General features: G+C 59.9%; 19 protein-coding genes, 3 tRNA genes and 2 pseudogenes. 5 read left to right on the top strand and 19 right to left on the bottom strand.

Annotated elements, in window-relative coordinates; all coding sequences use genetic code 11:
• Window positions 1–104: 104 nt before the first annotated feature.
• Complete coding sequence (locus FRAAU_RS06035; protein WP_014402674.1) at window positions 105–1,139, bottom strand: alpha/beta hydrolase; 1,035 nt, start codon at window positions 1,137–1,139, stop codon at window positions 105–107.
• A gap of 86 nt (window positions 1,140–1,225) precedes the next feature.
• On the bottom strand, window positions 1,226–2,281 hold the full coding sequence (locus FRAAU_RS06030; protein WP_014402673.1) for an NAD(P)-dependent alcohol dehydrogenase: 1,056 nt from the start codon (window positions 2,279–2,281) through the stop codon (window positions 1,226–1,228).
• Window positions 2,282–2,547: 266 nt separating this feature from the next.
• On the opposite strand from FRAAU_RS06030, the gene FRAAU_RS17830 reads away from it, so the two are divergent.
• Both FRAAU_RS17830 and FRAAU_RS17970 read left to right on the top strand, forming a co-directional pair.
• Complete coding sequence (locus tag FRAAU_RS17830; protein ID WP_217176253.1) at window positions 2,548–3,147, top strand: SDR family NAD(P)-dependent oxidoreductase; 600 nt, start codon at window positions 2,548–2,550, stop codon at window positions 3,145–3,147.
• A gap of 46 nt (window positions 3,148–3,193) precedes the next feature.
• Entirely contained in the window at window positions 3,194–3,502 is a 309-nt protein-coding gene (locus FRAAU_RS17970) for an SDR family oxidoreductase (protein ID WP_425598081.1), read from the top strand.
• On the opposite strand, the gene FRAAU_RS06020 is transcribed toward FRAAU_RS17970, so the two are convergent.
• The 14 genes and pseudogenes from FRAAU_RS06020 to FRAAU_RS05950 all read right to left on the bottom strand — a co-directional run bounded on the left by FRAAU_RS06020 (window position 3,490) and on the right by FRAAU_RS05950 (window position 19,774).
• A complete protein-coding gene (locus FRAAU_RS06020; protein WP_041270891.1) occupies window positions 3,490–4,383 on the bottom strand; it encodes a LysR family transcriptional regulator in 894 nt (297 codons plus the stop codon). The genes FRAAU_RS17970 and FRAAU_RS06020 overlap by 13 nt on opposite strands.
• 348 nt (window positions 4,384–4,731) lie before the next feature.
• Window positions 4,732–5,174: pseudogene (locus FRAAU_RS16870) on the bottom strand (tyrosine-type recombinase/integrase); the annotation flags it as partial.
• A gap of 223 nt (window positions 5,175–5,397) precedes the next feature.
• Window positions 5,398–5,473 (bottom strand) — tRNA-Gly (locus tag FRAAU_RS06015).
• 88 nt (window positions 5,474–5,561) lie between these two features.
• Window positions 5,562–5,637 (bottom strand) — tRNA-Gly (locus FRAAU_RS06010).
• An 82-nt stretch (window positions 5,638–5,719) separates the two neighbouring features.
• Window positions 5,720–5,795 (bottom strand) — tRNA-Gly (locus tag FRAAU_RS06005).
• A gap of 60 nt (window positions 5,796–5,855) precedes the next feature.
• Window positions 5,856–6,473, bottom strand: coding sequence for a CDP-diacylglycerol--glycerol-3-phosphate 3-phosphatidyltransferase (pgsA, locus tag FRAAU_RS06000; RefSeq protein ID WP_014402671.1), 618 nt, complete (start codon window positions 6,471–6,473; stop codon window positions 5,856–5,858).
• A gap of 129 nt (window positions 6,474–6,602) precedes the next feature.
• Complete coding sequence (gene uvrC / locus FRAAU_RS05995) at window positions 6,603–8,429, bottom strand: excinuclease ABC subunit UvrC (RefSeq protein WP_014402670.1); 1,827 nt, start codon at window positions 8,427–8,429, stop codon at window positions 6,603–6,605.
• A gap of 32 nt (window positions 8,430–8,461) precedes the next feature.
• A complete protein-coding gene (locus FRAAU_RS05990; protein WP_014402669.1) occupies window positions 8,462–9,358 on the bottom strand; it encodes an energy transducer TonB in 897 nt (298 codons plus the stop codon).
• 385 nt (window positions 9,359–9,743) lie between these two features.
• Window positions 9,744–10,886, bottom strand: coding sequence for a DUF2827 domain-containing protein (locus FRAAU_RS05985; RefSeq protein ID WP_014402668.1), 1,143 nt, complete (start codon window positions 10,884–10,886; stop codon window positions 9,744–9,746).
• A complete protein-coding gene (locus FRAAU_RS05980; protein ID WP_014402667.1) occupies window positions 10,883–12,049 on the bottom strand; it encodes a DUF2827 domain-containing protein in 1,167 nt (388 codons plus the stop codon). The genes FRAAU_RS05985 and FRAAU_RS05980 overlap by 4 nt, the downstream gene beginning before the upstream one ends.
• Window positions 12,050–12,056: 7 nt before the next feature.
• Window positions 12,057–13,208 carry a DUF2827 domain-containing protein gene (locus FRAAU_RS05975; RefSeq protein ID WP_014402666.1) on the bottom strand — a complete coding sequence of 384 codons (1,152 nt, stop codon included), beginning with the start codon at window positions 13,206–13,208 and terminating at the stop codon, window positions 12,057–12,059.
• Window positions 13,209–13,298: 90 nt separating this feature from the next.
• Window positions 13,299–17,846, bottom strand: coding sequence for a YadA-like family protein (locus tag FRAAU_RS17185; RefSeq protein WP_245546441.1), 4,548 nt, complete (start codon window positions 17,844–17,846; stop codon window positions 13,299–13,301).
• Between the two features lie 261 nt (window positions 17,847–18,107).
• A pseudogene (locus tag FRAAU_RS17965) lies at window positions 18,108–18,239 on the bottom strand (ESPR domain-containing protein); the annotation flags it as partial.
• Between the two features lie 527 nt (window positions 18,240–18,766).
• Complete coding sequence (locus tag FRAAU_RS05950) at window positions 18,767–19,774, bottom strand: helix-turn-helix domain-containing protein (RefSeq protein ID WP_014402664.1); 1,008 nt, start codon at window positions 19,772–19,774, stop codon at window positions 18,767–18,769.
• Window positions 19,775–20,245: 471 nt separating this feature from the next.
• Between FRAAU_RS05950 and FRAAU_RS05945 the strand changes: the two genes are divergently transcribed.
• Window positions 20,246–20,734, top strand: a complete 489-nt coding sequence (locus FRAAU_RS05945; protein WP_014402663.1) for a nuclear transport factor 2 family protein — start codon at window positions 20,246–20,248, stop codon at window positions 20,732–20,734.
• Window positions 20,735–21,835: 1,101 nt separating this feature from the next.
• On the opposite strand, the gene FRAAU_RS05935 is transcribed toward FRAAU_RS05945, so the two are convergent.
• Window positions 21,836–22,945: an S-(hydroxymethyl)glutathione dehydrogenase/class III alcohol dehydrogenase gene (locus tag FRAAU_RS05935; RefSeq protein WP_014402661.1), complete on the bottom strand. Its 1,110-nt coding sequence runs from the start codon at window positions 22,943–22,945 to the stop codon at window positions 21,836–21,838.
• A 389-nt stretch (window positions 22,946–23,334) separates the two neighbouring features.
• Between FRAAU_RS05935 and FRAAU_RS05930 the strand changes: the two genes are divergently transcribed.
• Both FRAAU_RS05930 and FRAAU_RS05925 read left to right on the top strand, forming a co-directional pair.
• Window positions 23,335–23,559 (top strand): hypothetical protein, encoded by a 225-nt coding sequence (locus tag FRAAU_RS05930; protein ID WP_041270408.1) that lies wholly within the window; start codon window positions 23,335–23,337, stop codon window positions 23,557–23,559.
• A 53-nt stretch (window positions 23,560–23,612) separates the two neighbouring features.
• Window positions 23,613–24,524 (top strand): LysR family transcriptional regulator, encoded by a 912-nt coding sequence (locus FRAAU_RS05925; protein ID WP_014402660.1) that lies wholly within the window; start codon window positions 23,613–23,615, stop codon window positions 24,522–24,524.
• An 81-nt stretch (window positions 24,525–24,605) separates the two neighbouring features.
• On the opposite strand, the gene kdsB is transcribed toward FRAAU_RS05925, so the two are convergent.
• Together kdsB and aroA are read right to left on the bottom strand one after the other, a co-directional pair.
• The gene (kdsB, locus tag FRAAU_RS05920) at window positions 24,606–25,391 is read right to left on the bottom strand and encodes a 3-deoxy-manno-octulosonate cytidylyltransferase (protein WP_014402659.1); all 786 of its coding nucleotides are present in this window, start codon (window positions 25,389–25,391) and stop codon (window positions 24,606–24,608) included.
• A 68-nt stretch (window positions 25,392–25,459) separates the two neighbouring features.
• Complete coding sequence (aroA, locus tag FRAAU_RS05915) at window positions 25,460–26,773, bottom strand: 3-phosphoshikimate 1-carboxyvinyltransferase (RefSeq protein ID WP_041270407.1); 1,314 nt, start codon at window positions 26,771–26,773, stop codon at window positions 25,460–25,462.
• Between the last annotated feature and the right edge of the window lie 54 nt (window positions 26,774–26,827).

The following is a 26,827-nucleotide window of genomic DNA, read 5'->3' as shown; positions in this document are numbered from 1 at the left end:
ACAACGCTTGCGCAGCCCAGGAATTCGATGGGCCTGACAAGTACCGCAAGAGCATCCGCACGTGGATTCGCCTTGCAACTACGGAGTGCCGTCCGGGCCCGCTCTCACTTGAGGTTGGCCCTGAAGAAAGCGGTCAACTTGTCGAATGGGATCAGGTCCGTGCGGTCGTAAAGATCCACATGTCCGGCCCCCTTCACCCAGTACAGTTCCTTAGGTTCGCCAGCGCGCTTGTAGGCATCCTCACTGAACTCGCGTGAGTGCGCCTGGTCGCCGGTGATGAAAAGCATCGGCCGCGGCGAGATGGTTTCGATGTCGTTGAAGGGATAGAAATTCAGGAACTTGACCAAGCTGCTCAGCAGCGGCTTGGTGGTGAGTTCCTCCTTCTCACCCGCGGGCGTGTAGTTGCCACGCGGGGTGCGATAGAAGTCATAGAATTCGCGCTGAATCTCTGGCGTATCCGCCGTCAACTCGTTAACGGTACCGGGTACATACACCGGCTCACCGCCCGTGAACTCGACAAAACGCTGGTCAGTCGCCGATTGGATCAACTGCTTGCGTTGTTCCAGGCTTTGGGACTTGTGCAGCCCATTGCGAGCAGCCGACCCCATGTCGTACATGCTGACGGTCGCAATCGCTTTCATTCGCGGATCGATCTTCGCCGCGCTGATCACAAAGCTGCCACTGCCACAGATACCCAGTACACCGATGCGCTGGCCATCCACGAAGGATTGCGTGCTCAGAAAATCTACCGCCGCACTGAAATCATCCGAGTAGATTTCCGGTGAGACCATATGCCCCGGCTTGCCCTCGCTTTCACCCCAGAACGACAGGTCGATCGCCAAGGTGACAAAGCCCTGCTCGGCCAGCTTCTGTGCGTACAGATCGGAGCTTTGCTCCTTGACCGCCCCCATGGGGTGGCCAACGATGATCGCGGGATAGTGTGTCCCCGGCTTGGCATCCTTGGGCGTGAACAAACTGCCCACGACTTTCATCCTGTATTGATTGTCGAAAGAAACCTTCTGCAAGGTCACCTTATCGCTCTTGTAAAAGTTGTCTGCACCATTTGACATGTCTTGACCCATTGCTGTGAAACCGAGTGTGCTGGCTGCAAGCGCGAACGCCATGAGGAGTCTTTTCATATTCTTTTCCTTGCATCAAAAGCCCGCATGACATCCGTACCGCCGCAACAGGGCTGCGACGGCCGTGCGTGTGCACAAGGACGTACTTATGCAGCCGCCGCCAGAGTGGCGTTGTCGATGACGAAGCGGTACTTGACGTCGCCCTTGAGCAGGCGTTCGTAGGACGCATTGACCTCATCGATACCGATCAGCTCGATGTCCGAGACGATCCCGTGCTCGGCGCAGAAATCAAGCATCTCCTGTGTTTCCGGGATGCCACCAATCATCGAGCCGGCAATCGAACGACGCTTGAAGATCAGATGGAAGACCTCGGGTGACGGATGCGGCGAGGCCGGAGCGCCAACCAGAGTTAGTGCGCCATCACGCTTGAGCAAGGCAAGGTAAGCATCCAGATCGTGCGGTGCGGCCACAGTGTCGACGATCAGGTCAAAACTCTTGGCGTGAGCCGCCAGCTCATCGGCGTTTCGCGAAACAACCACCTCGTCGGCGCCCAGGGTCTTGGCCGCCTCGCGCTTGGATTCGGAGGTGGTGAAGGCGACCACGTGCGCCCCCATAGCATGCGCGAGCTTCACGCCCATGTGGCCCAAGCCGCCGATGCCGACGATTCCGACTTTCTTGCCGGGGCCGGCGTTCCAATGGCGCAGTGGCGAATAGGTGGTGATGCCCGCGCAGAGCAACGGGGCCACCGCAGCGAGTTGCTCTTCGGGGTGGCGGATGCGCAGCACGTAGCGCTCGTGCACCACAATCTGCTGCGAGTAGCCGCCTAAGGTCCAGCCGGGAGCATCCGGAGTCGGGAAGTTGTAGGTACCGACCATGCCATCGCAGTAGTTCTCAAGGCCGGCGTCGCACTCCTCGCAGTGCTTGCAACTATCGACGATGCAGCCGACGCCAACCAAGTCACCCAGCTTTAAACCAGAGACATGCGCCCCCACCGCTGATATCCGGCCGACAATTTCATGGCCGGGAACGCACGGGAACCGGGTGCCAGCCCATTCGGCGCGTACTTGATGCAGGTCCGAATGGCAGATACCGCAGTAGGCGATATCGATCTGGACATCGTGCTCGGAGACCGCGCGGCGGGTGATCTCCAGCGACTCCAGCGGCTTGTCGCCGGCGTAAGCGCCGTAGGCTTTGATGACCATCAGAGACTCCTTTTTCACGAATGCAATACCCTCGCCAAGAGGGAGACTCCCGCCAATGTAACTCTGTGATCGCCCCTTGCCATCGCATAAAATTGCATACATCCATGCGCTCCATTGAACAATGTCAAATCTCCCGGGAGGTGGTTTCGCGCGCCCCGGTATATCAAGGACATTCGTACTTGTATCGATAGCTTGGCATCGTCCAATGGATCGAACGCTTTGCTATTACTCGGAAAGCCAGGTCCAGGGCCGCACCCAGCTTTGAGTTGAACGCCCAATGCTCTTCCTGCGAGCGGTTCATCACGGATGAACGACCGACCCAACAGGAGATCCCCGCCATAACGAATAAAGCATCGTTTTCCGACAAGGTGGCCTTCGTGACGGGGGCCGGTGCCGGCATCGGGAAAGCCACAGCCATCGCGTTCGCGCAGGAGGGCGCGCGAGTGGCCGTCGTCGGCATCGCAGAGCCAGGTCTTCGTGAAACTGTCCGGCATATCGAGGCCGCCGGCCGCCGCGCCATGGCGATACGTTGCGATGTGTCCGACGAGGACGGCATTCGCCGCGCCGTCGAAGCCTTCGGCGGAATCGACTTCGCGTTCAACAACGCGGGCATCGAGCAGCCGCCCGCAACGGCAGCAGACATCGCTAGCAATGAGTTCGATCGCCTGATCGCCGTGAACCTGCGAGGGGTGTTCCTGAGCATGAAGTATCAGATCCCACAATTGATCAAGCGCGGCGGCGGCGCCATCGTCAACACCTCATCGGGCGCCGGTGTGAAAGGCTTTCGCAACCAGGCCGCTTATGCGGCCTCCAAGCACGGCATGATAGGCTTGAGCAAGTCGGCGGCGGCTGGATTAGGCGTCTAGCGGCACCCGAATCAACGCCGTGTGCCCCGATATCATCGACACGCCGATGATGGATCGGTTTTCGGGTGGAACGCCTGAGGGCCGACACGCTGTCATCGACCAGAAGCCAGTAGGCCGCATGGGGCGGCCTGAAGAGATCGCTTCAAACGTCCTGTGGCTTTGCTCGAAAGGAGGCGACTTCACTGTCGGAACCGCTATTGTCGTCGATGGAGGACAGGCGACCCGACGTTCGCGGCAACCAAGCGCCGATGGGGCGTGGTGCTGCCTGCCAGCGCAAGAGCAGGCAATCGCCAACGGTGGATGCCAGACCCGCTGCGCAGCCGTGCTAAACGCAGTCTTGCATCACGCTTCGTAGCGAAGAGCAGCGATGACCAGGGCCATCGCGCCCGACGGCTGGCGCCGGCTGGGATAGTAAAGATGGAAGCCGGACCAGAGCGGGCACCAATCCTCCAGCGCAGAAATCAGATGTCCGGCTTTCACGTAAGGTCGAACCAGCTCTTTGGGTACATATGCCACGCCAAGCCCGGCAATTGCCGCATCCAGGCAATCGTAGACGCTGTTGAAGGCGAGCTGACCATCCACATGGACGTTGACCTGCCGGCCACCTTTTTCAAACTCCCAAGCCCACAAGCCGCCATGTGTCTTGAGCCGCAAGTTGATGCAGTTGTAGTGCACCAAATCACCAGGACGTTGAGGCAGAGCCTTCTCATTGAAATGGCGCTTGGTGGCCACTACCGTGAATTGCATGTCCGGCCCGATGCGCGCAGCAATCATGTCTTGCGCGACCGACTCGCCGAGTCGCACCCCTGCATCGAACTTACCCGCCGCGAGATCCACGAATGCAGTGTCGGCAAACAGCTCGACTTTGATCTCCGGATATTCAAGGAAGAATCTTTTCAGGCGCGGCATCAACACCAGGCGAATTGCATCTTCCGGCGCAGTAATGCGTATCGCGCCCACTGGCCTATCTCTGAGTTCGGATACAGCGACCAGTTCAGAATCAATTTCTTCCAAACGCGGCGCTACGGTGACCAGCAGCCGCTCGCCTTCCGGCGTTGGAGCCACGTTGCGCGAGTTGCGCTCCAGCAATCGAGCGCCCAGCTTCTTCTCTAGCGCACGCACCGCATGGCTGACTGCGGTCTGCGAAAGACCGAGCTGGGCAGCGGCACGCGTGAAGCTCCGCTCCCGGGCAACAGCGAAGAAAGCGGTCAGCCCCCTGAAGGACTCACGAAGCAACTCATCTTGCACGATTTATGAATATCCTTCATGTAAATAACCAAACTTTACCACTGGATTGCTGGTTGCGCAGCATACCCGTCGCGAATGGTTTGCCAAGCAACTTGCACGTCCGACAGGAGATTCGACGCAACCGAGGTTTTTAGCTATCAGTGCCATTCATGCTTCCATTCATATTTATCGACTACAAGCAGCACCAAGGCGGGACAAAATCGCCTGGAGAAGAAAGCTAGCGCGGTCGCAAGTTCACGTCTTCCTTTTTCCCATTCGAATGCATAGGCCAACATGAAGAGACGATGGCTCTGATTCACCTTGTCACTTGCAAGGGTTCTACCCTGATTTTACGGGCACTCCATAGATCGACATCCGCTTGAGGCTCGGTAGCACGTCTTTCTCGAGGATCCGCTTGATCTGCGACAGTGTGCTATTCCTGCCGTCCTTGAGTTCCTTCGCCCGGTGCTCAACCCGGGCATCGAAGACGGGCTTGAACGTGTAGTCCGAAGCCAGCTTGACTGCGTGCCGCTTCTGCTTACGGTCGATGTGGGGAGGGTGATGCCTTGGGCCAGAAATGCTCGGGCCTCGTCGCGCAAGGTCCGCGCTTCGCGAAGGCCGATATCAGGGTAGTTGCCCGGGGAAATGCGTTTTTGCTTGCCGAGCCAGTAGTAGCGCAGGTGCCACGATTTGCCGCCGGTAGGTGCGACCACCAGGCCAAGGCCGTCGGTGTCGGGGAGGCTGTAGGTTTTCTTTGCGGCCTTGGCTTGCCGCACGGTCAGATCAGAAAGTGCCATCATCAAACTCTTAAGTCGTTGAGACTTAGGCCTGATGCTGCTGGACATCCCGATCCAATCCCTGCAACAACCAGGAACCGGCACCACCCGCATTCTTTGGCCTCAATTTTGGCCTCAAAACGCTGGCTGCCGGTGGATTTCCGTGGCTTTTGCTGAAAAAAAAAGGAGCTTAAGCTCCTTTTTTCAACGATTTACAGATGCTAGTGAAAGTCTGTAGATCATAATTTGGAGCGGGAAACGAGACTCGAACTCGCGACCCCGACCTTGGCAAGGTCGTGCTCTACCAACTGAGCTATTCCCGCATGTAAGCCGCTGATGATACCATATCAATCGCGACATTTGTCAACAACTTCATGTCTGATTCGCGATATGTGTCGCGGCCTCAAACATTGGAGCGGGAAACGAGACTCGAACTCGCGACCCCGACCTTGGCAAGGTCGTGCTCTACCAACTGAGCTATTCCCGCCCGGGACCATCATCATGCACCAAGCGCATGACCATGGCTTCAACACTGCTTGCTCCATACGGATCGATCATCGAACCAGAAATGGAGCGGGAAACGAGACTCGAACTCGCGACCCCGACCTTGGCAAGGTCGTGCTCTACCAACTGAGCTATTCCCGCAGGGAAGGTGGCTTATTCTAGCGATCCGTCCTGCGCCGTCAAGACTTTTCTGCAACTTTCTTAAAGATTTTTTTCGTTGCTGCTGTCGGAGCCGGAGGTACGCGGAGGCAAGTCACCCATGAGCACCGGCCAAGCCGCCTTCAAGTAGTACAGGCCCGACCAGATCGTCAACACGCCAGCAATCAGCAGCAACAGTTCACCCACGTGATAAAGCCGCAAGGTCTCGGCATCATGCTCGATGATCAGCACCACCAGGGCGACCATCTGCATCACCGTCTTCAGCTTGCCGATAAAGGCCACCTTCACCGTGGCCCGCATGCCAACCTCGGCCATCCACTCGCGCAAGGCCGAGACACTGATCTCGCGGCCCATGATGGTCGCCGCTGTCACCGCCATCACGATGCCCGGCCAGCCTCCGCGATGCGCCTGTACTACCAGAAACAGGGTCACAGCCACCATCAGCTTGTCGGCAACGGGGTCCAGAAAGGCACCGAAGGCCGAAGTCAGATTCATCCGTCGGGCCAGATAGCCATCGAACCAGTCGGTCACGGCAGCCAGAATGAAGATGGTCGCGGCGACGATATTGTGACCATGGAACGGCAGGTAGAACACCAGAACCATGACTGGCAACAGTGCCACGCGAAACAGGGTCAGCCAAGTGGGCAGGTTGATACGCATGCCAATCCTTCAAAAACCGTCTGTCCGGTCGTAGTACCGACCAGGATCTCGGAGCGGCAGCTGCCTTCAAGGCAGGCTGCGCTTCCCATCGTAACGCGCCGAGACGTGAAAAGTCTCTGTTCGCCGCCACTAGCCATGCAGATGATCGTAGATCCGGGTCGCCAATTCTCGGCTGACGCCCTTGATCCGCATCAGCTCCTCGACCCCGGCCGCCTCGACCCCGGCCAGACCGCCAAAGGCCTTCAGCAATTCGCTGCGACGACGAGCGCCCACGCCCGCGATTTCCTCAAGGGAGCTGCGCTCACGCTTCTTTTCCCGACGCCGTCGATGACCACTGATCGCAAATCGATGTGCCTCGTCCCGCACCGCGGCCACAAGATGCAGCGCCGGCGAGCCGGGACCGGGGTGGACCTCGCGCCCGGCCTGGGCAAGGATCAGGGTTTCCTCGCCGGCCTTGCGTGCCGGTCCCTTGGCGACACCGACGACGAGGATCCCGCTCAGACCGAGCTCCTGCAGCACATCAAGAGCCTGCTTGACCTGGCCATGCCCGCCATCGATCAGCAGCAGGTCGGGCCGTGCGCCCTCCCCTTCGGCCACTTTGCGAAACCGCCGGGTCAAGGCCTGATGCATGGCGGCATAATCGTCACCCGGGGTGATCCCGGCGATATTGAAGCGCCGGTAGTGGGATTTTTCCGCTCCCTCGGGACCGAACACCACGCAGGAGGCCACGGTGGCCTCGCCCATGGTATGGCTGATATCGAAGCACTCGATCCGCTTCGGCGGCTCGCTCAGATCCAGCAGCTTCTGCAAGTCATCAAAGCGGGTGCCCAGAGTCTGGCGACTGGCCAGTCTGGCCGTCAGCGAAGCCTGGGCATTGCGTTCGGCCATTTGCAGAAAACGGGCGCGATCACCACGCACCCGCGTTTTCAGTTCCACGCCATGTCCGGCCTGGCTGCTGAGCAGCTCGGCCAGCAACTCGATCTCGGGCCAGGCCTCCGTCAGGATCAGTTCGCGCGGCACCGGACGATCCAGATAATACTGGGCGACAAAGGTAGCCAGCACATCGGCCGGACTGGCATCCCAGGGCAGCCGCGGGAAGAAATCGCGGGTACCCAGACTGATCCCGTCGCGGAAGAACAATACGCTGACACAGGCCAGCCCCGACTCGATCCGGCAGGCAATCACGTCCATATCGGCATTGGCACCTTGGATATGGTGCTGGGCCTGCAGCTGACGCAAGGCAGCCACCTGATCGCGCAACAAGGCCGCACGCTCGAACTGCAGCGCCCGGCTGGCGGCATCCATGCTTGCAGCCAGTTCGTCGATGACCGCGCTGCTGCGCCCTTCCAGAAACATCTGCACATGGCGGACATCGGCGGCGTAGTCCTGCGCGCTGATCAGCTCCACGCAGGGCGCGGTGCAACGACCGATCTGGTATTGCAGACAAGGCCGTGAACGGTTGCGGAAATAGCTGTCCTCGCATTGCCTGACCTTGAACAGCTTCTGCATCAGATTCAGGCTTTCCCGCACCGCATAGGTGCTGGGAAAAGGGCCGAAGAACTTGCCGGGCAGATTCTTGGCGCCGCGATGGAAGGCCAGCCGTGGATAGGCTTCCCCTGTCGACAGATAGATATAGGGATAACTTTTGTCGTCACGCAACAAGATGTTGTAGCGCGGTTTCAACGACTTGATCAGCTGCGCCTCGAGCAGCAAGGCCTCGCCCTCGGTGCGCGTCAGGGTGATCTCGGCGCGAGCGATCTGGGACACCATCGCCGCGATCCGCGGCTCCATTTTCGGCCGCAGGAAATAGCTGGAAACCCGTTTTTTCAGATTGCCGGCCTTGCCGACATACAACAATTCATCACCGGCATCGAAATACCGATAGACACCGGGCGAGGTGGTCAGATTGCGGACCAGAGCCTTGCCATCAAAAGGCACAACAGGAGACGACTGCATGCCGTGATTTTACCGGGCCACCCGGCCGCGGTCTAACCGTCGGGAAAATCCATCCCCGCCAGCCCCCTCGGCGGGTCCAGCAGCCGCACACGCAAGTCGATCACCCGCGGAACATCCGGCTCAATGGCAACTCCCATCTCATTGATCAGGGCGGCTGGCACCCAGGCCGGCTTTGCCATGGGACCCGGGATATAGCTCAGCCAGATACCATAGGGCTTCTGGCACTCCTGCGATGCCCGGGCGGCACCATCACGATCCAGAAAGAAATCCACGGGCACGACCAGCAGGACCTTTTCAGAATCCGCCTGCCCCACCTGCAGAAGCGAAGCAAACCTGTAATGCCGCAAGCCATCAACGGCGGCCCTCGCAAACAGTCGTCGCCAACGGCGCATCTCGAACGTGGCCGCTTGTCGGAACAGATTGACCTGAACTGCATCCGCATGCAGCACCCGCCCCGTTGGACCGATCTCGACCAGCACCTTTACCCGCCCCTCGACCTGATCCCGAATCATCCGATGCGGATAGGCGAAAGATGGCCCTGCCTGCCCGCTCTGAAAGATATCGGCTAGGCCAATGCGGCTGAAACTGACGCCAGCCAAACCAGCCGGCCGCGGCTCCGAACCTGCCTTCGGACCTGCCAGCCAAAGCGCCATGAACCAGCGGCCCTTTTTGATATCACCGGGCAATGGTTTGAAACGCCAACCGGCGATCGCCTGCTCCACTTCCTCGCGAACTGCCTTCGAGGCCGTTTCGAAATGGGGAATCGACCAGCCCAAAAGTCGCCCATCTCCACTGATGTCAACCGTGCCGCGCATCAGCAACCGACTCTCCACCAATCCGGACTCAGTTGCGCGCAAGCCATCAGCCAGGCATCCGCTCAACGACCAGATCACCCATCCGAGAACGCCCCACCAAAGCCTTGACTTCATGGACTGCATCCTTGCAAGTCATCGCCACCGCAGAAATAATAGCCAAGGCCTCATCCGACATCCAGATGGCCACATGCCTTAGCCTCGCCCACATGCCAGCGCCCCGTGCCGCAGGAAGCCACGACCATCGGGAAAGTCGCCTGCAAGCCACACCTTCGGCCAATGGCGAGCGACCGATATTGCCCAGCATACGAACAAGATGGATGTTGGGTATTGGCTCATGATCATGTTGCCGATGCCGCTCCCTGCAAAAAGACGGCATGATCTGGACCTGACTTGCCTGCGCTCCGAGGCTCTGGATTTCGTCACGCCTTGAAACGCGAACCGCGCTGATGACAAGACGGGCATCCCGATCTTGTCCGACAGACGCATCAGATGGCCTTGCTCAGTGATACAGATCCAGCAAGGCGTTACCGTAAGTCCGTATATTGTCCTCGCTGTCCACGCTCAAGCCCTCCAGATAGCTGGCAGCACGGCGCTTGTAATCAGCCAGCTCTGCGTCATGCTGCGCGAATGCCTGCAACAAAGCCTCTCCTGCCAGCTGGCAATCAAAGTCTGGATAGCGATAGCCCAATCCGCCGAGAAATTCGGAATTGTGAATCAGTGGATATCCGCCGTGGAGCAGCTCGTAATAAAGGTAGTTCTGGCCGTTTTCCCAATGGTGCGAAACCACGGCATCCCCATGGCGGGACATGAAATCGACGATGGGATAGCGCCCCTCGAAACTGGCAAGTCCATGATTGACGACATCGAGCTGACGTGCGAAATGCAAGAACTTGGGATGTTCCTTGATCTGCAGTGCATTGCATACCCGCAGAATTTCAAGGAAGCCGGGCTTCGCCCGATAGGCTTCTTCGCAGGCCAGCATCGGAATCAGGGATGTCTTGACCATGCAGACATTGGGCTCGAACACTCCGACTCGCCATCGAGATCGAGCCGGCTGATAGCCCCAGCTCAACTCCGGAGGCAGCTGCGCAATTGAGCGCTCGATAAAATGAGGACTCCACAGATGCGGCAGCACCTGCACGGGCGCTCGCGCCATCAAGCCGAAATAGTCGTGACAACTGTGGCGGTATTCCGGAATCGTCCAGACTGCATCGTAAGGCTTGTCGCTGGTCAGACCACCTGAGGGCTTGTTGAACATGGCCCTTTCGATATCGATCACGTAATCATTGCCCACGCGCATCCATACGTAGCGACCTCCGCGTGACTGAAAAGCCTTGACCCAGCCCTCATCCAGCTGAGCGCTCATCTCAACAATCACGTCCAGCCATTGCCCGGCCTCCTCAAGCCCGATCATCCGGACACCGGTTCCATCCAGCATCATGGTCTCGGCTGCCTGGATGCCTGGCCCATCGCGCAACAATACAGCCTGTTCAACCCAGGGATGTTGCTGCAACAGCTGGGCGAGGAATACGCAGTTCTGGAAAATGCCGTTTTCCCAGATGGACTGTGCGCCTTCACGCAGATGCAGGGTCACGCCTACCCGCAAAGGTCTTTCCGGCCGCCCACTGGAATGCCTGCTCATGCAATGCCCCCGGAATCAACCAAGGCGGTGATGCGATCCATGAAGGCCTGAACATGTGCCGGTTGCTCCGGCGCCACTGATCGGAGAAAACGCTGAGCATCCCGTCTGTACGTCACCCAGTCACTCGTGCTCATGCGTCGCGCACTCAGCAGCAAGTCCCCCGCAACACCGGCTTCAAAGCCCGGATAAAACAGACCCACCCCTGCGGCCTGTAGAAATGGCGAGTTGTGCAGCAATGGATAGCCACCGTAAAGCGCATCGTAATAAAGGTAATTCAGACCGCACTCCCATTGATGGGACACAACCACGTTCAGGCGATGTCGCGTCATGGCCTCAGCGAAATCCAGCCGCGGCTCATAGGAGGCCAGACCCGACCGCGTGATATCCAGATGAGCTGCAAAACGATGAAACGTGGGATGCTCTTTCATGTGGAAGCTGCTCATCACCATCATCCGTTCCACCGCCGAGTGATCCTGGCGATAAGCCGACTCACAGGCCAGCATGGGGATCGTGGCGTTCTTGACCACCGAAATATTCGGTTCGAATACACCCGCGCGCCATATCAAGGCATCTTGCGCGGCCGGCTGAAAGCCGAATTCCAGTCCCTCCGTGCCCAGCTCCCGGATTCTCTGCTCAAGAAACATGGGCGACCAGATATGGGGCATGGCATGCACGGGCACCCGGCTCAGCGTACGCAACATCGGCCCACTGGCATGCATGTGATGAGGCAGCGTCCACACTTCATGCCAGGGTGTTCCGCTGAACAGGTGTCCGGCCTCCCGCCCGAATATCGGCGTCTCACCCATTTCGGCATAGCTGTGCCCAACGAAAAAGGTCACTATCTTCGTACCCAGAGCACGAACATGCCGCAACCATTCAAGTGGCAGCTGCGCCCCCATCTCGATGACCAGATCCAGCTCATGGGTTACCTCCGAAGGCTGGACAAGCACCAGATCAGGTATCCCATCAGCCATGCCTGCGGGTAATTGATCGACATCACCACCATTCAGCAGGACGATCCGGCCGATGCGTTCGCTCTGACGCAGCAAATGCACCAGAAAAGCCAGATTCTGGTTGAGCCCGCTGGACCACAGCTGGGCGCCAGCCTTGGCGAATACGGATATCCCCACTCGGATGCTTGATCTGCAAAGCTGGTCTGGCATGGTCAACTCAAACAGGTGCTGCCGCCATCAGACTGGCCAGCAATTCGGTATAGGTCTCGACCACATGCCGATTTTCCGGGAGGAAACGCGCGATGGCCGAGCGCTGGGTTTGACGGTAGGCCGCGGCGTCAAAATCCTCTTGCGCAACAATGATTCGCCGCAACATGGCGGCGGCAGACTGCACGTCGTTGCCTGGGTAGTAATAGCCCAGGTCCCTGCAAAGATCCGCATTGTGAAGCAAGGGGTAGCCCAGCCAGCAGACGTCGAAATAGAAGTAGTTGAGCGGATTGTCCCATTGATGGGAAATCACGATATCGGTGAACTCGGCCAAGAATCGAGCGGTATCGTAACGCCCCACGAAAGAGGCCTTGTGGTTGCGCACCAGATCCAGATGCCCCATCAGCGAAATGAATTCCGGGCTGCGGGTGGCCAAATGCTCTGCATTGGTCACATGCAGGAAAGCGATGCTTTCGGGATCGTTGCGGTAGGCTTCCTCGGCAATCAAAATCGGATAAAGGCAGAACTTGACGACATCGATATTCGGCTCCATGACAGTCAAGCGCTGTGGCCCGGCATGGGGGACATGGACGGGGTCAACGGAGAGATCTGCCGCGCGCTGCTCCAGCAGCACCGGTGACCAGACGAAAGGTATCGTCCGGGCCGGTCGCCGTCGCAAGGTCTGAAAATAATGCTGACTGCCGGCGGCTACCTGAGGCACCATCCATATTGCGTCATAGTGTTGATTGACGAAGAGCTTGTCGCCCCACATTGGACGGCCAAAAATCACCGACTGCATGGCATGGACATATTCAAAGCCACAGCAATACGATACCAGCCGGGCATTCCGGCTTTTGAGATGACGAGTCATGTCGGCATCGACCTGACCACCCAGCTCGATCAGTACATCCAGCCCATCCTTGGCCTCGGCAAGAGCAATCACCGGCCAGCGATCCAGATCCCATGGCAGCGCCTTGCTGATCCGTACCGAGGTCGTATTGACCAGCACGACACTGGACACATTCGGACAATGGCGCAAAGTCTCGGCAAGAAAAATCGCGTTCTGCTTGATGCCGTTGTTCCAGAGCGTCTCACTCTCACTGGCCAGACCGATGGTGATGCCGACTCGCAGACCGGAGGAAGTACCGTGGCCGCTCAGCACGGACCGCCTCCTACTGAATGTGCCGAGCCCGCCGGCCCGCAAGTACGCATCCATGGGAATACATACCAGCACCTTTGCTTGCGTTGCGCCTTACCAGGAATAGCCCACCCCCATATTGAACAGCACATGGCCATCGCCCGGCCCAGGACTGGTGCTCAAGCCCATTTTCACTATCGTATCATCACCAAAACGGGCACTGGCGCCGACCGCCAGAGAGGTGTAGCCGGCATAATTGCCCAGACCCGCACCGATACCGAAGGTCTTGCCTTCTTCAACCTGAGGAAGCCCGGCCAGTGCGGCACTCATCGCGATACCTGAATAAGCCGCACGCGAAAGATTGACCACCTGTTCGCCGATGCTGCCGATCTGACCGGCAACCTGATTCAACTGGCCGACGTTGGCGGCATCGCTCCAGTTCGTGCCCGGAGCCACATTGGTGATCACCCGTTCATTGCCAGGTGACCCTACCGAAACACTGTCGGCTCGACTGGCGACCGAACCGGCCCCCAGGGCCACCGAATTGCTGCCAGTCGCCTGCGCTCCGGCCCCGAGTGCCACGGCATTGTTGCCGGAGGCCACTGCACTCTGCCCTACCGCGACGGTCGGATCACCTGTTGCCTGCGCATTCTGGCCGATGGCGACTGACCCGACCTGACTGGCCACGGCGCGGTTGCCCACCGCCGTTGTATCCTCGGCTGTCGCCTGGGCGTTGGAACCGTAGGAGGTCGCTCCCGTCCCCTTCGCCTGGGAGCACAAGCCTGCCGCCGTGCTGTCGATACCCGATGCCTTGCTGCAACTGGCAACGATCACCGTCGACAATGATGATGCACGAGCAGTGCCTCCCGTGCCGTAAGTCTGACTGGTACCGTCTTGATTACTCCCGCCCTCCTTGGTGACGCCAATACTGCTTTCACTCTTGGCCGCCTCCTCGCTGGCATCGACAATGGGTGCAAAAGCCGTCGACAATGAGGCCACACTTACCGCCGTTGACGTCGACAGCGCAGTCAGACCGCTGTGAGTGGTGCTCAGACCACTGGAAAGCGAGGCCACGCTTCCGGAAGTGGACGTCGACAGCGCCAGCACATTGCTGCCGATTCCGCTCACCCCGCTGGAAAGCGCCGCGACCGAACTCGACGTGGAAGTAGACAACGCCTGAAGATTTCCGGTGGTCGTGCTCAAGGCCGTGGAAAGCGACGTCACATGTCCATTGGTCGAGGCCAGACCTGATGACAGCGAAGAAACACCCGTCGAGGTCGAGCCGGACAGGCTGGCCAGATTCTGACCGGTGGTCTTCAGTCCGGTGGACAAGGAACCCAATCCGCTGGAGGTAGATACCGACAAGGTCGTCAGCTGGCTGCTGGTCGTGCTCAAGCTGGTTCCCATGGTACTGAGGCTGGCCGCCGTCGCAGTCGAATTCTGCGCAATCGTGCTGTTGGTGATTTCAAGACCGGTGGACAGCGAATTGGTAGTGGCGTGCACCGATTCGATGCTGGTGGACAGTGAACCGATCCCGGTATTGGCCGTACTCAGACCCGCTGAAGTCGAGCTCGACAAGGTCGCGATATTGCTGTTGGTTGAAACCAGACCGGTGGACAGCGCCATGACACCGCTGGAAGTCGCTGCCGAAAGCGCCTCGACATTGCTGTTGGTGGCTGTCAGCCCGGTAGACAAGGAGCCGATGCCGGTACTGAGAGAGCGCACGCCTGACGATGTGGACGAGGACAGCGTCGCCAGATTGCTGCTGGTGGTGGCCAGGCCCGTGGAAAGCGATCCCACGCCCGTCGATGCGGATACTGACAAAGCCTCCACATTGCTGTTGGTAGCTGTCAGTCCGGTAGATAGTGACCCAATACCTTCACTGGCTGTGCTGAGGGCTGCCGAGGTCGAGGTCGACAAAGTTGCCATATTGCTGTTGGTCGTTGTCAGTCCCGTCGACAACGAACCCAAACCGGTCGAGGTCGAGGTCGACAAGGCCGCAACGGTACTGGATGTTGAACTCAAACCGGCGGACAGCGAGTGGACGCCGGTAGTCACCGTACTCAATCCCGCCGAGGTCGAACTGGAAACTGCGGCGATATTGTCATTGGTCGTGCTCAAGCCTGTCGAAAGAGCACCCAGACTGCTGGAAGTTGAAGAGGACAAAGCCGCCACATGGCTGTTCGTCGTCGTCAATCCACTGGAAAGAGTAGCCAGTCCCGTGGAGGTTGAACTTGAAAGCCCGGTCAGCTGGCTACTGGTCGAGCTCAGCCCTGTAGACAAGGACTGAACACCTGCCGCAGCTGTGCTGAGTCCGCTCGACGTCGATGACGACAAGGACGTCATATTGCTGTTGGTTGTCGCCAAACCGCTGGACAACGAGCCCACGCCGGCCATCGCACTGCTCAGACCGGTGGAAGTCGAAACCGACAGATTGTCGAGATGGCTGTTGGTCGATGCCAGACCGGTAGAGAGCGACCCCATGCCGTTGGCCGTAGAAGTCGAGAGGCTCGCCACATTGCTGTTGGTCGAGCTCAAACCCGTGGACAAAGAATTGACCCCTGAGGTTGTCGCGCTCAGACTGCTGGATGTCGATGAGGACAGCGCCGCCACATTGCTGTCCGTTGTGCTCAGCCCCGTCGAAAGTGAGCCGATGCCGAAGCTCGCCGTGCTCAGACCGCTGGATGTGGATGATGACAGCGCCGTCACATTGCTGTTGGTCGACTCCAGACCGGAAGACAGGCCCCCCAGCCCCGTAGAAGTCGAAGAAGACAGGGTCGACATCTGGCTGTTGGTTGATTCCAGCCCCGTGGACAAGGAATCGACGCGTACCGTCGCCGTACTGAGCCCGGTGGAGCTGGATACCGACAGGTTGTCCAGATGATTGTTGGTGGCATCCAGGCCCGTTGAAAGCGTATGCACACTGTCCGTGACCGTACTCAGACCTGTCGAGGTCGAGGTCGAAAGCGTGGCGACATTGCCGCTGATGGTTGTCAGACCTGTAGACAACGAATGAATGCCGGTCGCCGTCGTGCTGAGCCCGGTCGAGGTCGACGCCGACAATTCCGTCAGCCGTGTCTCGGAACTGCTCAGCCCCGTGGACAGGGAGCCAATACCCGAAGTGGCCGAGCTCAAGCCAGACGAGGTGGAAGACGAAAGTGCCGCCACATAACTGTTGGTGCTGCTGAGACCGGTGGACAGCGAACCTTGCCCGGTGGAAGTGGAAGTCGACAAGGCCGAAACATTGCTGTTGGTCACCGACAGGCCGGAAGAAAGCGAGCCGATATGTTCATCCGCGGTGCTCAGCCCCGTCGAGGTCGAGGTCGACAGCAACGCTATATCGTCATTGGTATCACCCAGCCCCGTGGACAGCGAACCAAGACCTGCCGCCGTCGAAGTGGAAAGCGCCGACACATTGCTGTTGGTCGCCGTCAGGCCCGTCGACAGTGCACTGATGCCGGAACTGGCCGTACTGATACCCGCCGAGGTCGAGGTCGAAAGCAGTGCCACATCATCATTGGTGGTACTCAGGCCACTGGACAAGGAGTGTATCCCGACGGTCGCCGTACTCAGACCTGTCGAGGTCGAGGTCGACAGGTTGCTCACCGTGGTATTGGTGGCAGTCAGCCCCGTCGAAAGCGATCCGATATCCTCCGTCGCGGTACTGAGACCCGTCGAGGTCGAGCTGGACAATTGAACGACTTGATCATTGGTGGTTTCAAGACCGGTGGAAAGCGAACCCAGCCCGCTGGCCGTCGAGGTCGACAGAGAGTTCAGGTGACTGTCGGCTACATCCAGTCCGGTAGAGAGCGACCCCAGGCCATCGGACGTGGATACTGACAAGGAAGTCAAGTTGCTGTTGGTGACCGTCAAGCCGGTCGACAGCGAGCCGATGCCCAGAGTCGCCGTACTCAATCCGGCGGCCGTCGAGGTCGAAAGCGAATCGACATTGCTGTTGGTCGTGACCAGTCCACTGGACAGAGATGCCACGCCGCTTGATGTCGAGGTCGAAAGTGTAGCCAGGTTGCCACTGGTCGTGCTCAGTCCCGTCGATACCGAGCCGATCCCCGTACTCAAGGAACCAAAACCGGTCGACGTCGAACTTGAAAGTGAACTGACCAGTCCGCTGGTCGTGCTCAGACCGGAATAGAGTTCTGAGCCATTGACCGCGTCAGTAGACGTGGCCGAAATCTCGCCGGCCGCTACATTCTGGATCTGCCGCTCCGCACCGACCGAACCCACGCTCACCACTCCGGCGCTGGCCGCGGACGTACCGGCAAAACCGCTGTAAGTCACTCCATCTACGGTGGCACTGCTGACATCCGTGCCTGCCCGGGTCGCTGTATTCGATCCCAGCGCGACACTGTTGGCCACGTCGGCCACGGCATTGTTGCCGATGGCTACCGAACTGTCTGCCGTGGCCGCCGTACCACCAAATCCGATGCCGATGGCGTTTTCACCCGTCGCCGTGGCGGTGGACAGGCTCGTATTGGCCACAAAATAGGGCAAATCGAATGCGCCGGTGACCGTCAGATTGTTGATGGTAGCATTCTGCAAATTTGCTGCCGTATTGACATACAGCGTGCCACCAACGGAAAGATTGGTGGCATTGCTGGTCGAATCATTGGCGTAAGCAAGAATGCGATTGGTCTGAGTCGACACATCCGACGTTCCGCATATGACATCTGCGCCGTAATATTTAAGGGAGGTATTGTTGGACCCATCTTGGCTTGATCCACTGCTACCAAGTCCATAACCATTCTGCCCATATGTTTGATAGACAGTGTCCGAGCAATTGGGAGTAGATGTACCCAATCCATAACCGATGGAAGTAAAAATGCCTCCCACATATGACTGGGCGGCCCATGCATCGGGTCCATCCATCGCCCCGAAGGCCGCCAGCAAGGCGCCTGTGAGGGCTATCGAAAGTCGTGATCGACGATCCGCACAACCACTGCCTTTTGAGCATGGTCCGCCACCAAGACGCGCCAGCTCGGAAGCCACCACCAGTTGCCCGAGAGCCGCATTCCAGACCTTGCTGTATATCTTGTTCACACTAAGCCCCTGCTCGAAAGAGTGACATCGCGGATTTCATCAAAGATCTGACCTCAGCATGACTTCTGCCCATGACGGCATGTCATACAGACGTCCAAAAAATCATCAACTCACCGACGGGGCAACTCCCATGCCTCGCACAGCTATACATCCAAAAATCAGGCTGGCCCGACATCCCCAGGTAGCGACCCGACTCCACCGAAATAATATGTGATGCACAGCAGATAAAAATCGCCAATAAGCGACAATATCCTGTCATATTGCGACATAGTGTGAAATATTTCCGATTTAAACAGTGCATTAGTCACAATTTAATATGGTCAGCAGAATGCTGCGTTGACCATGCACCAAGAGCGTTCATCCCCACTGACCTGGCTGCTGCAGGACAGGCAACGGGCAGACAAGAACGGATCCGTTTCGCAACCACTACCCAACGCTGCATTCAACGGCAACGTCTTCCAATAAAGTGCATCAACAAGGCGGCGCCAGGTCATCAACAACACCGACTGCACAGGCCGATCACGACTTCAGACGAGAAGACAGAGCTGCTTTCTGAATTCCTGTGGCGTGATGCCATGCCAGCGGCGAAAGGCCTTGGTCAGGTTGCCGGGCTCGGCATAGCCGAGCAATACGGCGATATCGCCAATCGACAGCGTGGAGTCGTGAAGATACTTGTCGGCAAGCTCATGGCGTACTTCATCCAGCAGTTCATGCCAACTCAAACCCGCCTCAAGGAGCTTGCGCTGAAGCGTTCGTGATGACATGCACATCGACTGCGCCGCCTGAACCAGGGATGCAGAACCTTTCAGCAGCATTGACCCGATCGTCTGCTTCAGCTGCATTTCCAGAGATCTTGCCCTCTGCCTGCACCTGTCCAGTTCACAGTCCATTTTCTCCTGCAACGCCTCTGCAACCTGGCTTGATCGCTGCTTCATAGGCAGCTCCAGATAGCTGGATGGGAAAACGATACTGTCGTGATCCGCTCCCAGGCACACAGGGCAATGAAAATGTGCCTCGCACAATTCGCGATCCAGCTCGGACCCCGCTGCAGAAAATGCAACCCTTGATGGCGGACAATACAGCCCGGTCTCTCGTTGGACGAATACCACCAAAGCGAGCATTCCCATGATCGAAGTGATCAAATGGCTGACATCTGATACCCAACGAATCTCGACCAGATGGCCCAGATCGACAACTTCAATCGTGAAGCCGCCACAGTAAAGCGCTTCATATCGGCGACAGATCTCAAGTGCATCCCCGAGCGTGTTTGCAGAAAGCGCAAGATAGGCAGCTACGCCACAATGCCTGGCCTCAACCATGGTTCCCAGGCCGAGACCAAGAATTGCCTCAACGGAAAGTGACGAGGCCGTATCATCAAGTGCGGAGTGCCAGACCGGACAGGGAATAGGATGCTCACTGTCGAAATTGGCCAGCCTGAGCTTCATGGCCTCGGCATCGGCTGTGCGCCCCTCGCCGGCCAGCCATTCGACAAGCAACTCAGCCCACTCACCGCGAACGAAACCAGTTGAAGCCATGCAATCCATAAGCCTTGATGACTAGCCATCGCGTTGAGCAAGGGCATTGATGGCAGGCAGGGCATCATTAAATGGATGCCGAGATGACTTTAATCACACTAACATAATCACACCTGCACAACCAAACAAAAATTGGACATATTCAGTTATCCCAGCACCCCACGGCATCCGGCCTGCTCCAGACCTGCCCATCGGGCCTGATTGACGAGCCAATCTCGCCTCCACTCCGCGCGACAATCGTATTTTATTGCGCGATAAAATACTCATACGATGCAAAGAATATGCAATCCAATAAGGTCTCGAACTTCGGCAGCGCACCGCTTGAACGAATGCGCTCTGCGAAAAAAATCCAACGCATATGCCTGAATGGTCACCGCTTGACCGCCCCATACACGTGATGCCGGCACCTCACTTGGCATTCTGCCGTTGTGCCCGTTATCGTGCCCTCGAGCCTCTTCCGGAACCGACTCCATGAGCGATGCGCAGCGTGCCTTGATCACACGCTTCTATCGGGGCTTCCAGCGCCTCGATGCCGAAGCCATGATTGCCTGCTATACCGAAGATATCGTGTTCAGCGATCCGGCCTTCGGCCGTTTGCAAGGGCGGGAGGTCGGTGACATGTGGCGCATGCTGATTCGGCGGGCCCATGACTTCTCGGTGGATTTTGATCAGGTTCGCAGTGAGGACTCCAGCGGGCAGGCGCACTGGGTGGCTCGCTACCAGTTCAGCCAGACTGGCCGCAGCGTAGTCAACGAGGTGCAGGCCCGTTTCGGGTTTCGTGACGGCCTGATCGCCATGCATGATGACCGCTTCGATCTCTGGCGCTGGTCGCGCCAGGCGCTTGGCGTCAAAGGCTTGCTTCTGGGCTGGACGCCGGCCCTGCAACGCGCCGTACAAGCCCAGGCCAGGCGAAGCCTGGTGACATTCAGTACAGCTGATCAGGGGCCTGCGGCCGACTGAGACAACAGCCGACAGCAATCTTATCGCCTCAACGAATCAGGGCTTCTGCCATGGCAACGGCTTGGGCCACTGGGATACCCGCTCGGCCCTGATCAGCCCGGTTCTGGCAACCGGAGATCGCCTGGACAGGTCGGGTTGAAGATGCGCAGATGTCGCCTGCTGACCAAGGCTCCCCGGTCCTGGGCATCCGCCGGCAGCGGGTCCTCAACCGGTGCAGCTGCGGCAGGCCCTACGCGCAACGCGTTCGTCAGCAAGCTCAATGACTGAACGGATCCTGACCTCGCCAACGGAGCGTCGAGCTGGCGGTCGCCGCAGGCTCGTGGCCATGGCACGCGAGACTTGATCCGCGGCGCCATACGGAGGCCCGAAACGCAGCGGACACCACAGCCCAGCCAGCGACTCTGTCTCGTTGGCAGCGAGCTGGCCACCTTGTCAAGGCGGTACGACGGGATCGCCTTTGGCGTATCTCCTGTTCCGGCTGCCGACTTTGATCGTGGCCAGGCTTGGTCGCCATACCCAAGCTCCAGCATCCCGGCACAGGCATGGCCGAAGCAGGAGATTCCGGTATCGATTTGGACCCGGCACGGCATCCATCCGCAACGAGCCGTGGCCAGACACGTCCACCTGATCAGCGCCAGATGACCACGCGTGCTGCCCGCTTGTAGCGGCATCGAGTCGAGGAAGCCTGGAACGAAACCGGCGGCAGCCGCGCCGCCTGATACGTCGGCAGCCGACCCCGCATTGACTGATGAATATTTTGTTTTACATTCATCACTCAGTCGCATGCCACGCATCGTCAGCGCCCTGCTCCGGAAATATCGCGCTCAATCCGAGTATCGCCGTCACCGCCGGTGGATCCGACCTGTGGCGAAAAGGCTTCCGCGCCAGGCAAGGCGCTGACATCGACGAAGCATCCAGTGCTCCACCTGCTGCCGAGCATGAAGCCAGGGTCAGAGCACAGCTGGCCTTCGTCCACGCCAGGCTGCAGGCCCTGGGCTACCGCTTGTAGCCGCCCGGCCCCGAGCATCTGGGTCGACACCGCCGCCCCATGCCGGCTCGATCCTGGATCCGGCAGGTCACCAGAGCGACCTGCCGACATCATCAATAATTGATGACGCTGCGGATGGACTTGCCTTCGTGCATCAGCTCGAAGGCCTCGTTGATCGACTCCAGTCCCATGGTATGGGTCACGAACGGCGCCAGATCAATCTCGCCGCGCATGGCATCCTCGACCATGCCCGGCAGCTGGCTGCGTCCCTTCACGCCACCGAAAGCGCTGCCCAGCCAGCGACGACCGGTAACCAGCTGGAACGGCCGGGTGGAGATTTCCTGACCCGCACCGGCCACGCCGATGACCACGCTCTGGCCCCAGCCCCGATGGGCCGATTCCAAGGCCGCACGCATCACGTTGACGTTGCCGATGCATTCGAAGCTATGGTCCACGCCCCAGCCGGTCATTTCCACGATGACTTCCTGGATCGGGCGCTGATGATCCTTGGGGTTGATGAAATCGGTGGCACCGAACTGCCTGGCAAGATCGAACTTGGCAGGATTGGTGTCGATCGCGATGATGCGGCCGGCCTTGGCCTGACGGGCACCCTGGATCACGGCCAGACCGATGCCGCCCAGACCGAACACCGCCACACTGTCGCCCTCCTGCACCTTGGCGGTGTTGTGCACGGCACCGATACCGGTGGTCACGCCGCAGCCAAGCAGACAGACATGCTCGGGATTGGCCTCGGGATTGATCTTGGCCAGGGAGACTTCAGCCACCACGGTGTATTCGCTGAAGGTCGAGCAGCCCATGTAGTGATACAGCGGCTGCCCCTCGTAGCTGAAGCGGGTAGTGCCATCCGGCATCACGCCCTTGCCTTGGGTGGCACGAACCGCCACGCACAGATTGGTCTTGCCGCTCTTGCAGAACAGACATTCGCCGCATTCAGCGGTATACAGCGGAATGACATGATCGCCCGGCTTGACGCTGGTCACGCCCTCGCCCACTTCGACCACCACGCCGGCGCCTTCATGCCCCAACACGACAGGAAACAGGCCTTCCGGATCGTCACCCGACAAGGTGAAGGCGTCGGTATGGCAGACGCCGGTACTGGTGATCTTGACCAGCACTTCGCCCTTCCTGGGCGGCGCGACATCGATCTCCACGACCTTGAGCGGCTGACCGGGTCCAAAAGCAACGGCGGCACGGGATTTCATGAAACGACTCCTTGCAGGGAAAACGGATGGGTCTGGTATCGCGATGCACAGGATGACAGGCGGACAGTGGCGCAACGGTCCGGCGACAACCGGAAAGTCATGACTGACCGTGCTCCGTCTACTGATTGCGATGACATGGCGCACAGTATCGACCGGAGAGGATCGCTGGTAAATGGAATTGTCCGCATTTCATAATTCCTTGAAGAGGAATACCTGTGAAGCCGGTCGCGACTCGCCAGCGGCGAGGCCGCCGGGCCGCACTGTCACCGCTGCTCCCCGACCACCCGTGCCAGACCGCGGAGCTGTCAGCCGATGTCGACAGTCCTCAGCACGATACATGACATGGACTTGTCCGCAGTTGTTCGTGGCGCACGATATCCATCCACAGCATGGACCGGCCCAAAGCCCTCCACGCCGACCTCGCGCAGCCCCTGGTTGAAGCCATGGGCTACCTCGTGAGCCAGCATGGACATCAGGGCTTTGCGGTCGCCAAGATCCAGGGGCTGATCATGAGGCTCGATGAAACCGGAGAAAAGCAGGATGGCAACTGCAGGCGACAGTGGGTGGAGGGCCTCGCTCTCTGCGCCACGTCACACTCACGACAGTGGAATTGACGGAACCCTATAATTCCTTCAGATGAAACTATTCAGTTTGTCGGATCCCTGCCGTGAACAGCGAACTTGAACTCCTGAAGATATTCCGTGCGGCGGCCGAAGCCAGCAGTTTCCGCGAAGCCGCCGTACGCCTCGGCCACTCCCCCCAGGCCGTTACCCGGGCCGTCCAGGCCTTGGAGCATCACTATGGCGAGCTGCTGTTCCATCGCAACACCCGCCAGATCCGTATCACCCGCTTCGGCGAGGAGTTGCTTCGACGCAGCCGGCCACTGCTCGAGCAGTTCGATCAACTGTGGGAGGCACCCTCCCGCCAGCGCGATGTCGAGATCAACGGCACGGTGAGGATCAGCGCGCCGCACAGCATGGGCTCGCGAGCCGTCATTGCCGCCGTGAGAGAGATCACCCGCCGGCATCCGGAACTGGCACTGGATGTGAGACTCAGCGATCAGGTCGCCGATGCCGTGGACGAAGGCATCGATGTCGGCATCCGGGTGGGGTTCATGCGCGACAGCCGCTTTGTCGCAAGAAAGGCCCGCGACATGAGGCTGCATATCGTGGCCAGTCCCGAATTGATCGCGAAGACCGGAGCGCCTGCAGAACCCGATTCACTGGCCAGCCTGCCGCTGATCGCCGCGGTGGATATCAATACCGGACGGCCATGGCCCTGGTATCTGGCCGGCGGCCAGCAGTTCGCCCCCGACAAGCCCGCCCTGATCGCCGATGATGCGGACATGGAGCTGGCCGGCGTGCTGGAGGGCCTCGGTCTGGCACAAATGGCCGACTATATGGTGGCCCCCCTGATCCGGAACGGACAGCTGATCCGGCTGCTGGCCGGCCATGAGCCGCCGGCCTGGGGGCTGTATATCTACCGGCCTCAGCGCGGTCCGGTTTCACCGCGCGTTCGCGTGGTATTCGATGCCCTGCATGCCGCCGTCGCCGCCCTGCCCGCCCTCGATCGGCACTGACGGCGGCTCGACATCCTCACCACGCCTCAAGCGGCCACCCCGTCCCGTGACGACCTCACGCCACCAGGAATCGCAACCGCATCAGCTGTGGACTTGCTGCTGCCACCAGGTCTCGGCACGCTGCAGATCCTCGGCCGTGTCCACTCCGGGTGGAAAAAGCGTCGGACTGATCGCGGTGGCGATGGCATGGCCGTGCTCCAGCACGCGCAGCTGCTCCAGCGACTCGGCCTGCTCCAGCGGCGTCGGCGTCAGTTCGGCATAGCGGCGCAGAAAACCGGCGCGATAGGCATACAGACCGATATGCCGCAGATACGGCAGGTTGTCCGGCAGGCGCTGACGATCCCGCGCGAATTCATCACGCGCCCAGGGCAACGGGGCACGACTGAAGTACAGGGCCCGGCCGCGCAGATCACGCACCAGCTTGACGACATTGGGATCAAACACCTCATCAATGTCGCGGATCGGCGTCGCCAGCGTCGCCATCGGCGCCGCGTCGGCGGCCAGCGCCCGCACCACCGCATGGATGCCGGCGGCGGGCGCGAACGGCTCGTCCCCCTGCAGATTGACCACGATGGTGTCATCCGGCCACTGCCGGATCGCGGCACATTCGGCCAGTCGATCACTGCCCGAGGCATGATCGCTTCGCGTCATGCAGACCTCGACGCCATGCACCGCCAGCGCCTCGGCGATGCGATCGTCGTCGCTGGCCACGACCACCTCTTGCGCGCCGGCACGGCGCGCGGCCTCGACCACCCGCACGATCATCGGCTGGCCACCGATCAGACGCAAGGGCTTGCCGGGCAGCCGGCTGGAGCCGTGGCGGGCCGGAATGGCGATCACGAACGGGGGCAGATCCTGAACTTGCATGCTTGATTTCCGCAGTTTGACAACAGCCCGTTCCGGGCCCAGATCCAGGCCCGGAACGGGGCAATCACTCAGTCGGCGTCGGCCACGCTGAATCCGCAGTCATTGGCCAATTCGACGAAGCCCGGGAACGACGTCGCCACATTGGCGCAGTCCCCGATCCGGATCGGCCCTTCGGCGACCAGACCGGCCACCGCAAAGCTCATCGCGATGCGATGGTCGCCCAGACTCTCGACCTGCCCGCCGCCGATACGACCGCCATGGATGACGGCGCCGTCCGGACTTTCCTCCACCACCACGCCCAGCCCTTGAAGGCCACGAGCCATGGCGGCCAGACGATCGGACTCCTTGACCCTCAGCTCGGCGGCGCCGGTGACCACGGTACGGCCCTCGGCGACGGCGGCGGCCACAAACAGGGCCGGAAATTCGTCGATCATGTCGGGCACCAGACTCGGCGGCAGCTCGACGCCCTTGAGGCGGGCATGGCGCACGCGCAGATCGGCAATGGCCTCACCACCGCTGACCCCTTCGTTCTCTACCCGGATGTCGGCGCCCATCAGGCGCAACGCCTGCAGCAGTCCGGTACGTCGCGGGTTGAGACCGACCCTCGCCAGCACCAGCTCGGAGCCGGGCACGATACTGGCGGCCACCAGAAAGAAGGCCGCCGAGGAGAAATCGGCCGGCACCACGACATCCGTCGCCTGCAGGCGATGACCGCCGCTCAGGCGGGCACGGCCGGGCTCGAAACGGATCGGCCAGCCAAAGGCCGCCAACATCCGCTCGGTATAGTCGCGGGTGGGATGCGGCTCGATGACCTCGGTTTCGCCCTCGGCATACAGGCCCGCCAGCAGCAAGGCCGATTTCACCTGGGCACTGGCCACCGGCAAGGTGTAGCTGATGCCGTGCAAGGCCTTGCCGCCATGGATCCGTACCGGCGGACGACCATCCTCGGTGCTGAAGCTGGCCCCCATGGCGCTGAGCGGCTCGGTCACCCGCCCCATCGGCCGTCTGGACAGCGACTCATCGCCGACCAGGGTCGAGTCGAACGCCTGGCCCGCCAGCAGCCCGGTCAGCAGGCGCATGCCGGTACCGGCATTGCCGCAGTCCAGCGGCTGTCCGACGCCCTTCAGCCCGTGCAGGCCCACCCCATGCACGATACGCACACCGGGCTGATCGGCCTCGATGCGCACGCCCAGAGCCTGCATCACCGCGGCGGTGGACAAGGTATCCTCGCCTTCCAGAAAGCCCTCGATCCGCGAGCTGCCATCGGCCAGCCCGGCCAGCATCATCGCGCGGTGCGACACCGACTTGTCGCCGGGCACACGCAGGGTGCCGCGCAGCGGACCGTTCGGGCTGCTCTTCCAATTCAAAACGTTCACTTGCATCTACTCCGTCGGCACCCGTCGCCGGGCACCTTGCAATTCACCGGCCCGCTAGGC

This window comes from Frateuria aurantia DSM 6220 (genome assembly GCF_000242255.2).
Classification (GTDB): Bacteria; Pseudomonadota; Gammaproteobacteria; order Xanthomonadales; family Rhodanobacteraceae; genus Frateuria; species Frateuria aurantia.
The sequence above is the reverse complement of the archived record's forward strand: the minus strand, read 5'-3'. Positions and strand labels throughout refer to the sequence as shown.

Excerpts from the sequence above, each read along its gene's own strand:
- FRAAU_RS05930 (WP_041270408.1), top strand. The coding sequence starts at position 23,335 with ATGGACCGGCCCAAAGCCCTCCACGCCGACCTCGCGCAGCCCCTGGTT.
- FRAAU_RS05985 (WP_014402668.1), bottom strand. The coding sequence starts at position 10,886 with ATGAGCAGGCATTCCAGTGGGCGGCCGGAAAGACCTTTGCGGGTAGGC.
- uvrC (WP_014402670.1), bottom strand. The coding sequence starts at position 8,429 with ATGCAGTCGTCTCCTGTTGTGCCTTTTGATGGCAAGGCTCTGGTCCGC.
- FRAAU_RS05945 (WP_014402663.1), top strand. The coding sequence starts at position 20,246 with ATGAGCGATGCGCAGCGTGCCTTGATCACACGCTTCTATCGGGGCTTC.
- FRAAU_RS06030 (WP_014402673.1), bottom strand. The coding sequence starts at position 2,281 with ATGGTCATCAAAGCCTACGGCGCTTACGCCGGCGACAAGCCGCTGGAG.
- kdsB (WP_014402659.1), bottom strand. The coding sequence starts at position 25,391 with ATGCAAGTTCAGGATCTGCCCCCGTTCGTGATCGCCATTCCGGCCCGC.
- FRAAU_RS05950 (WP_014402664.1), bottom strand. The coding sequence starts at position 19,774 with ATGGCTTCAACTGGTTTCGTTCGCGGTGAGTGGGCTGAGTTGCTTGTC.
- FRAAU_RS17970 (WP_425598081.1), top strand. The coding sequence starts at position 3,194 with ATGATGGATCGGTTTTCGGGTGGAACGCCTGAGGGCCGACACGCTGTC.
- pgsA (WP_014402671.1), bottom strand. The coding sequence starts at position 6,473 with ATGCGTATCAACCTGCCCACTTGGCTGACCCTGTTTCGCGTGGCACTG.
- FRAAU_RS05980 (WP_014402667.1), bottom strand. The coding sequence starts at position 12,049 with ATGCCAGACCAGCTTTGCAGATCAAGCATCCGAGTGGGGATATCCGTA.
- aroA (WP_041270407.1), bottom strand. The coding sequence starts at position 26,773 with ATGCAAGTGAACGTTTTGAATTGGAAGAGCAGCCCGAACGGTCCGCTG.
- FRAAU_RS06035 (WP_014402674.1), bottom strand. The coding sequence starts at position 1,139 with ATGAAAAGACTCCTCATGGCGTTCGCGCTTGCAGCCAGCACACTCGGT.
- FRAAU_RS05990 (WP_014402669.1), bottom strand. The coding sequence starts at position 9,358 with ATGAAGTCAAGGCTTTGGTGGGGCGTTCTCGGATGGGTGATCTGGTCG.
- FRAAU_RS05935 (WP_014402661.1), bottom strand. The coding sequence starts at position 22,945 with ATGAAATCCCGTGCCGCCGTTGCTTTTGGACCCGGTCAGCCGCTCAAG.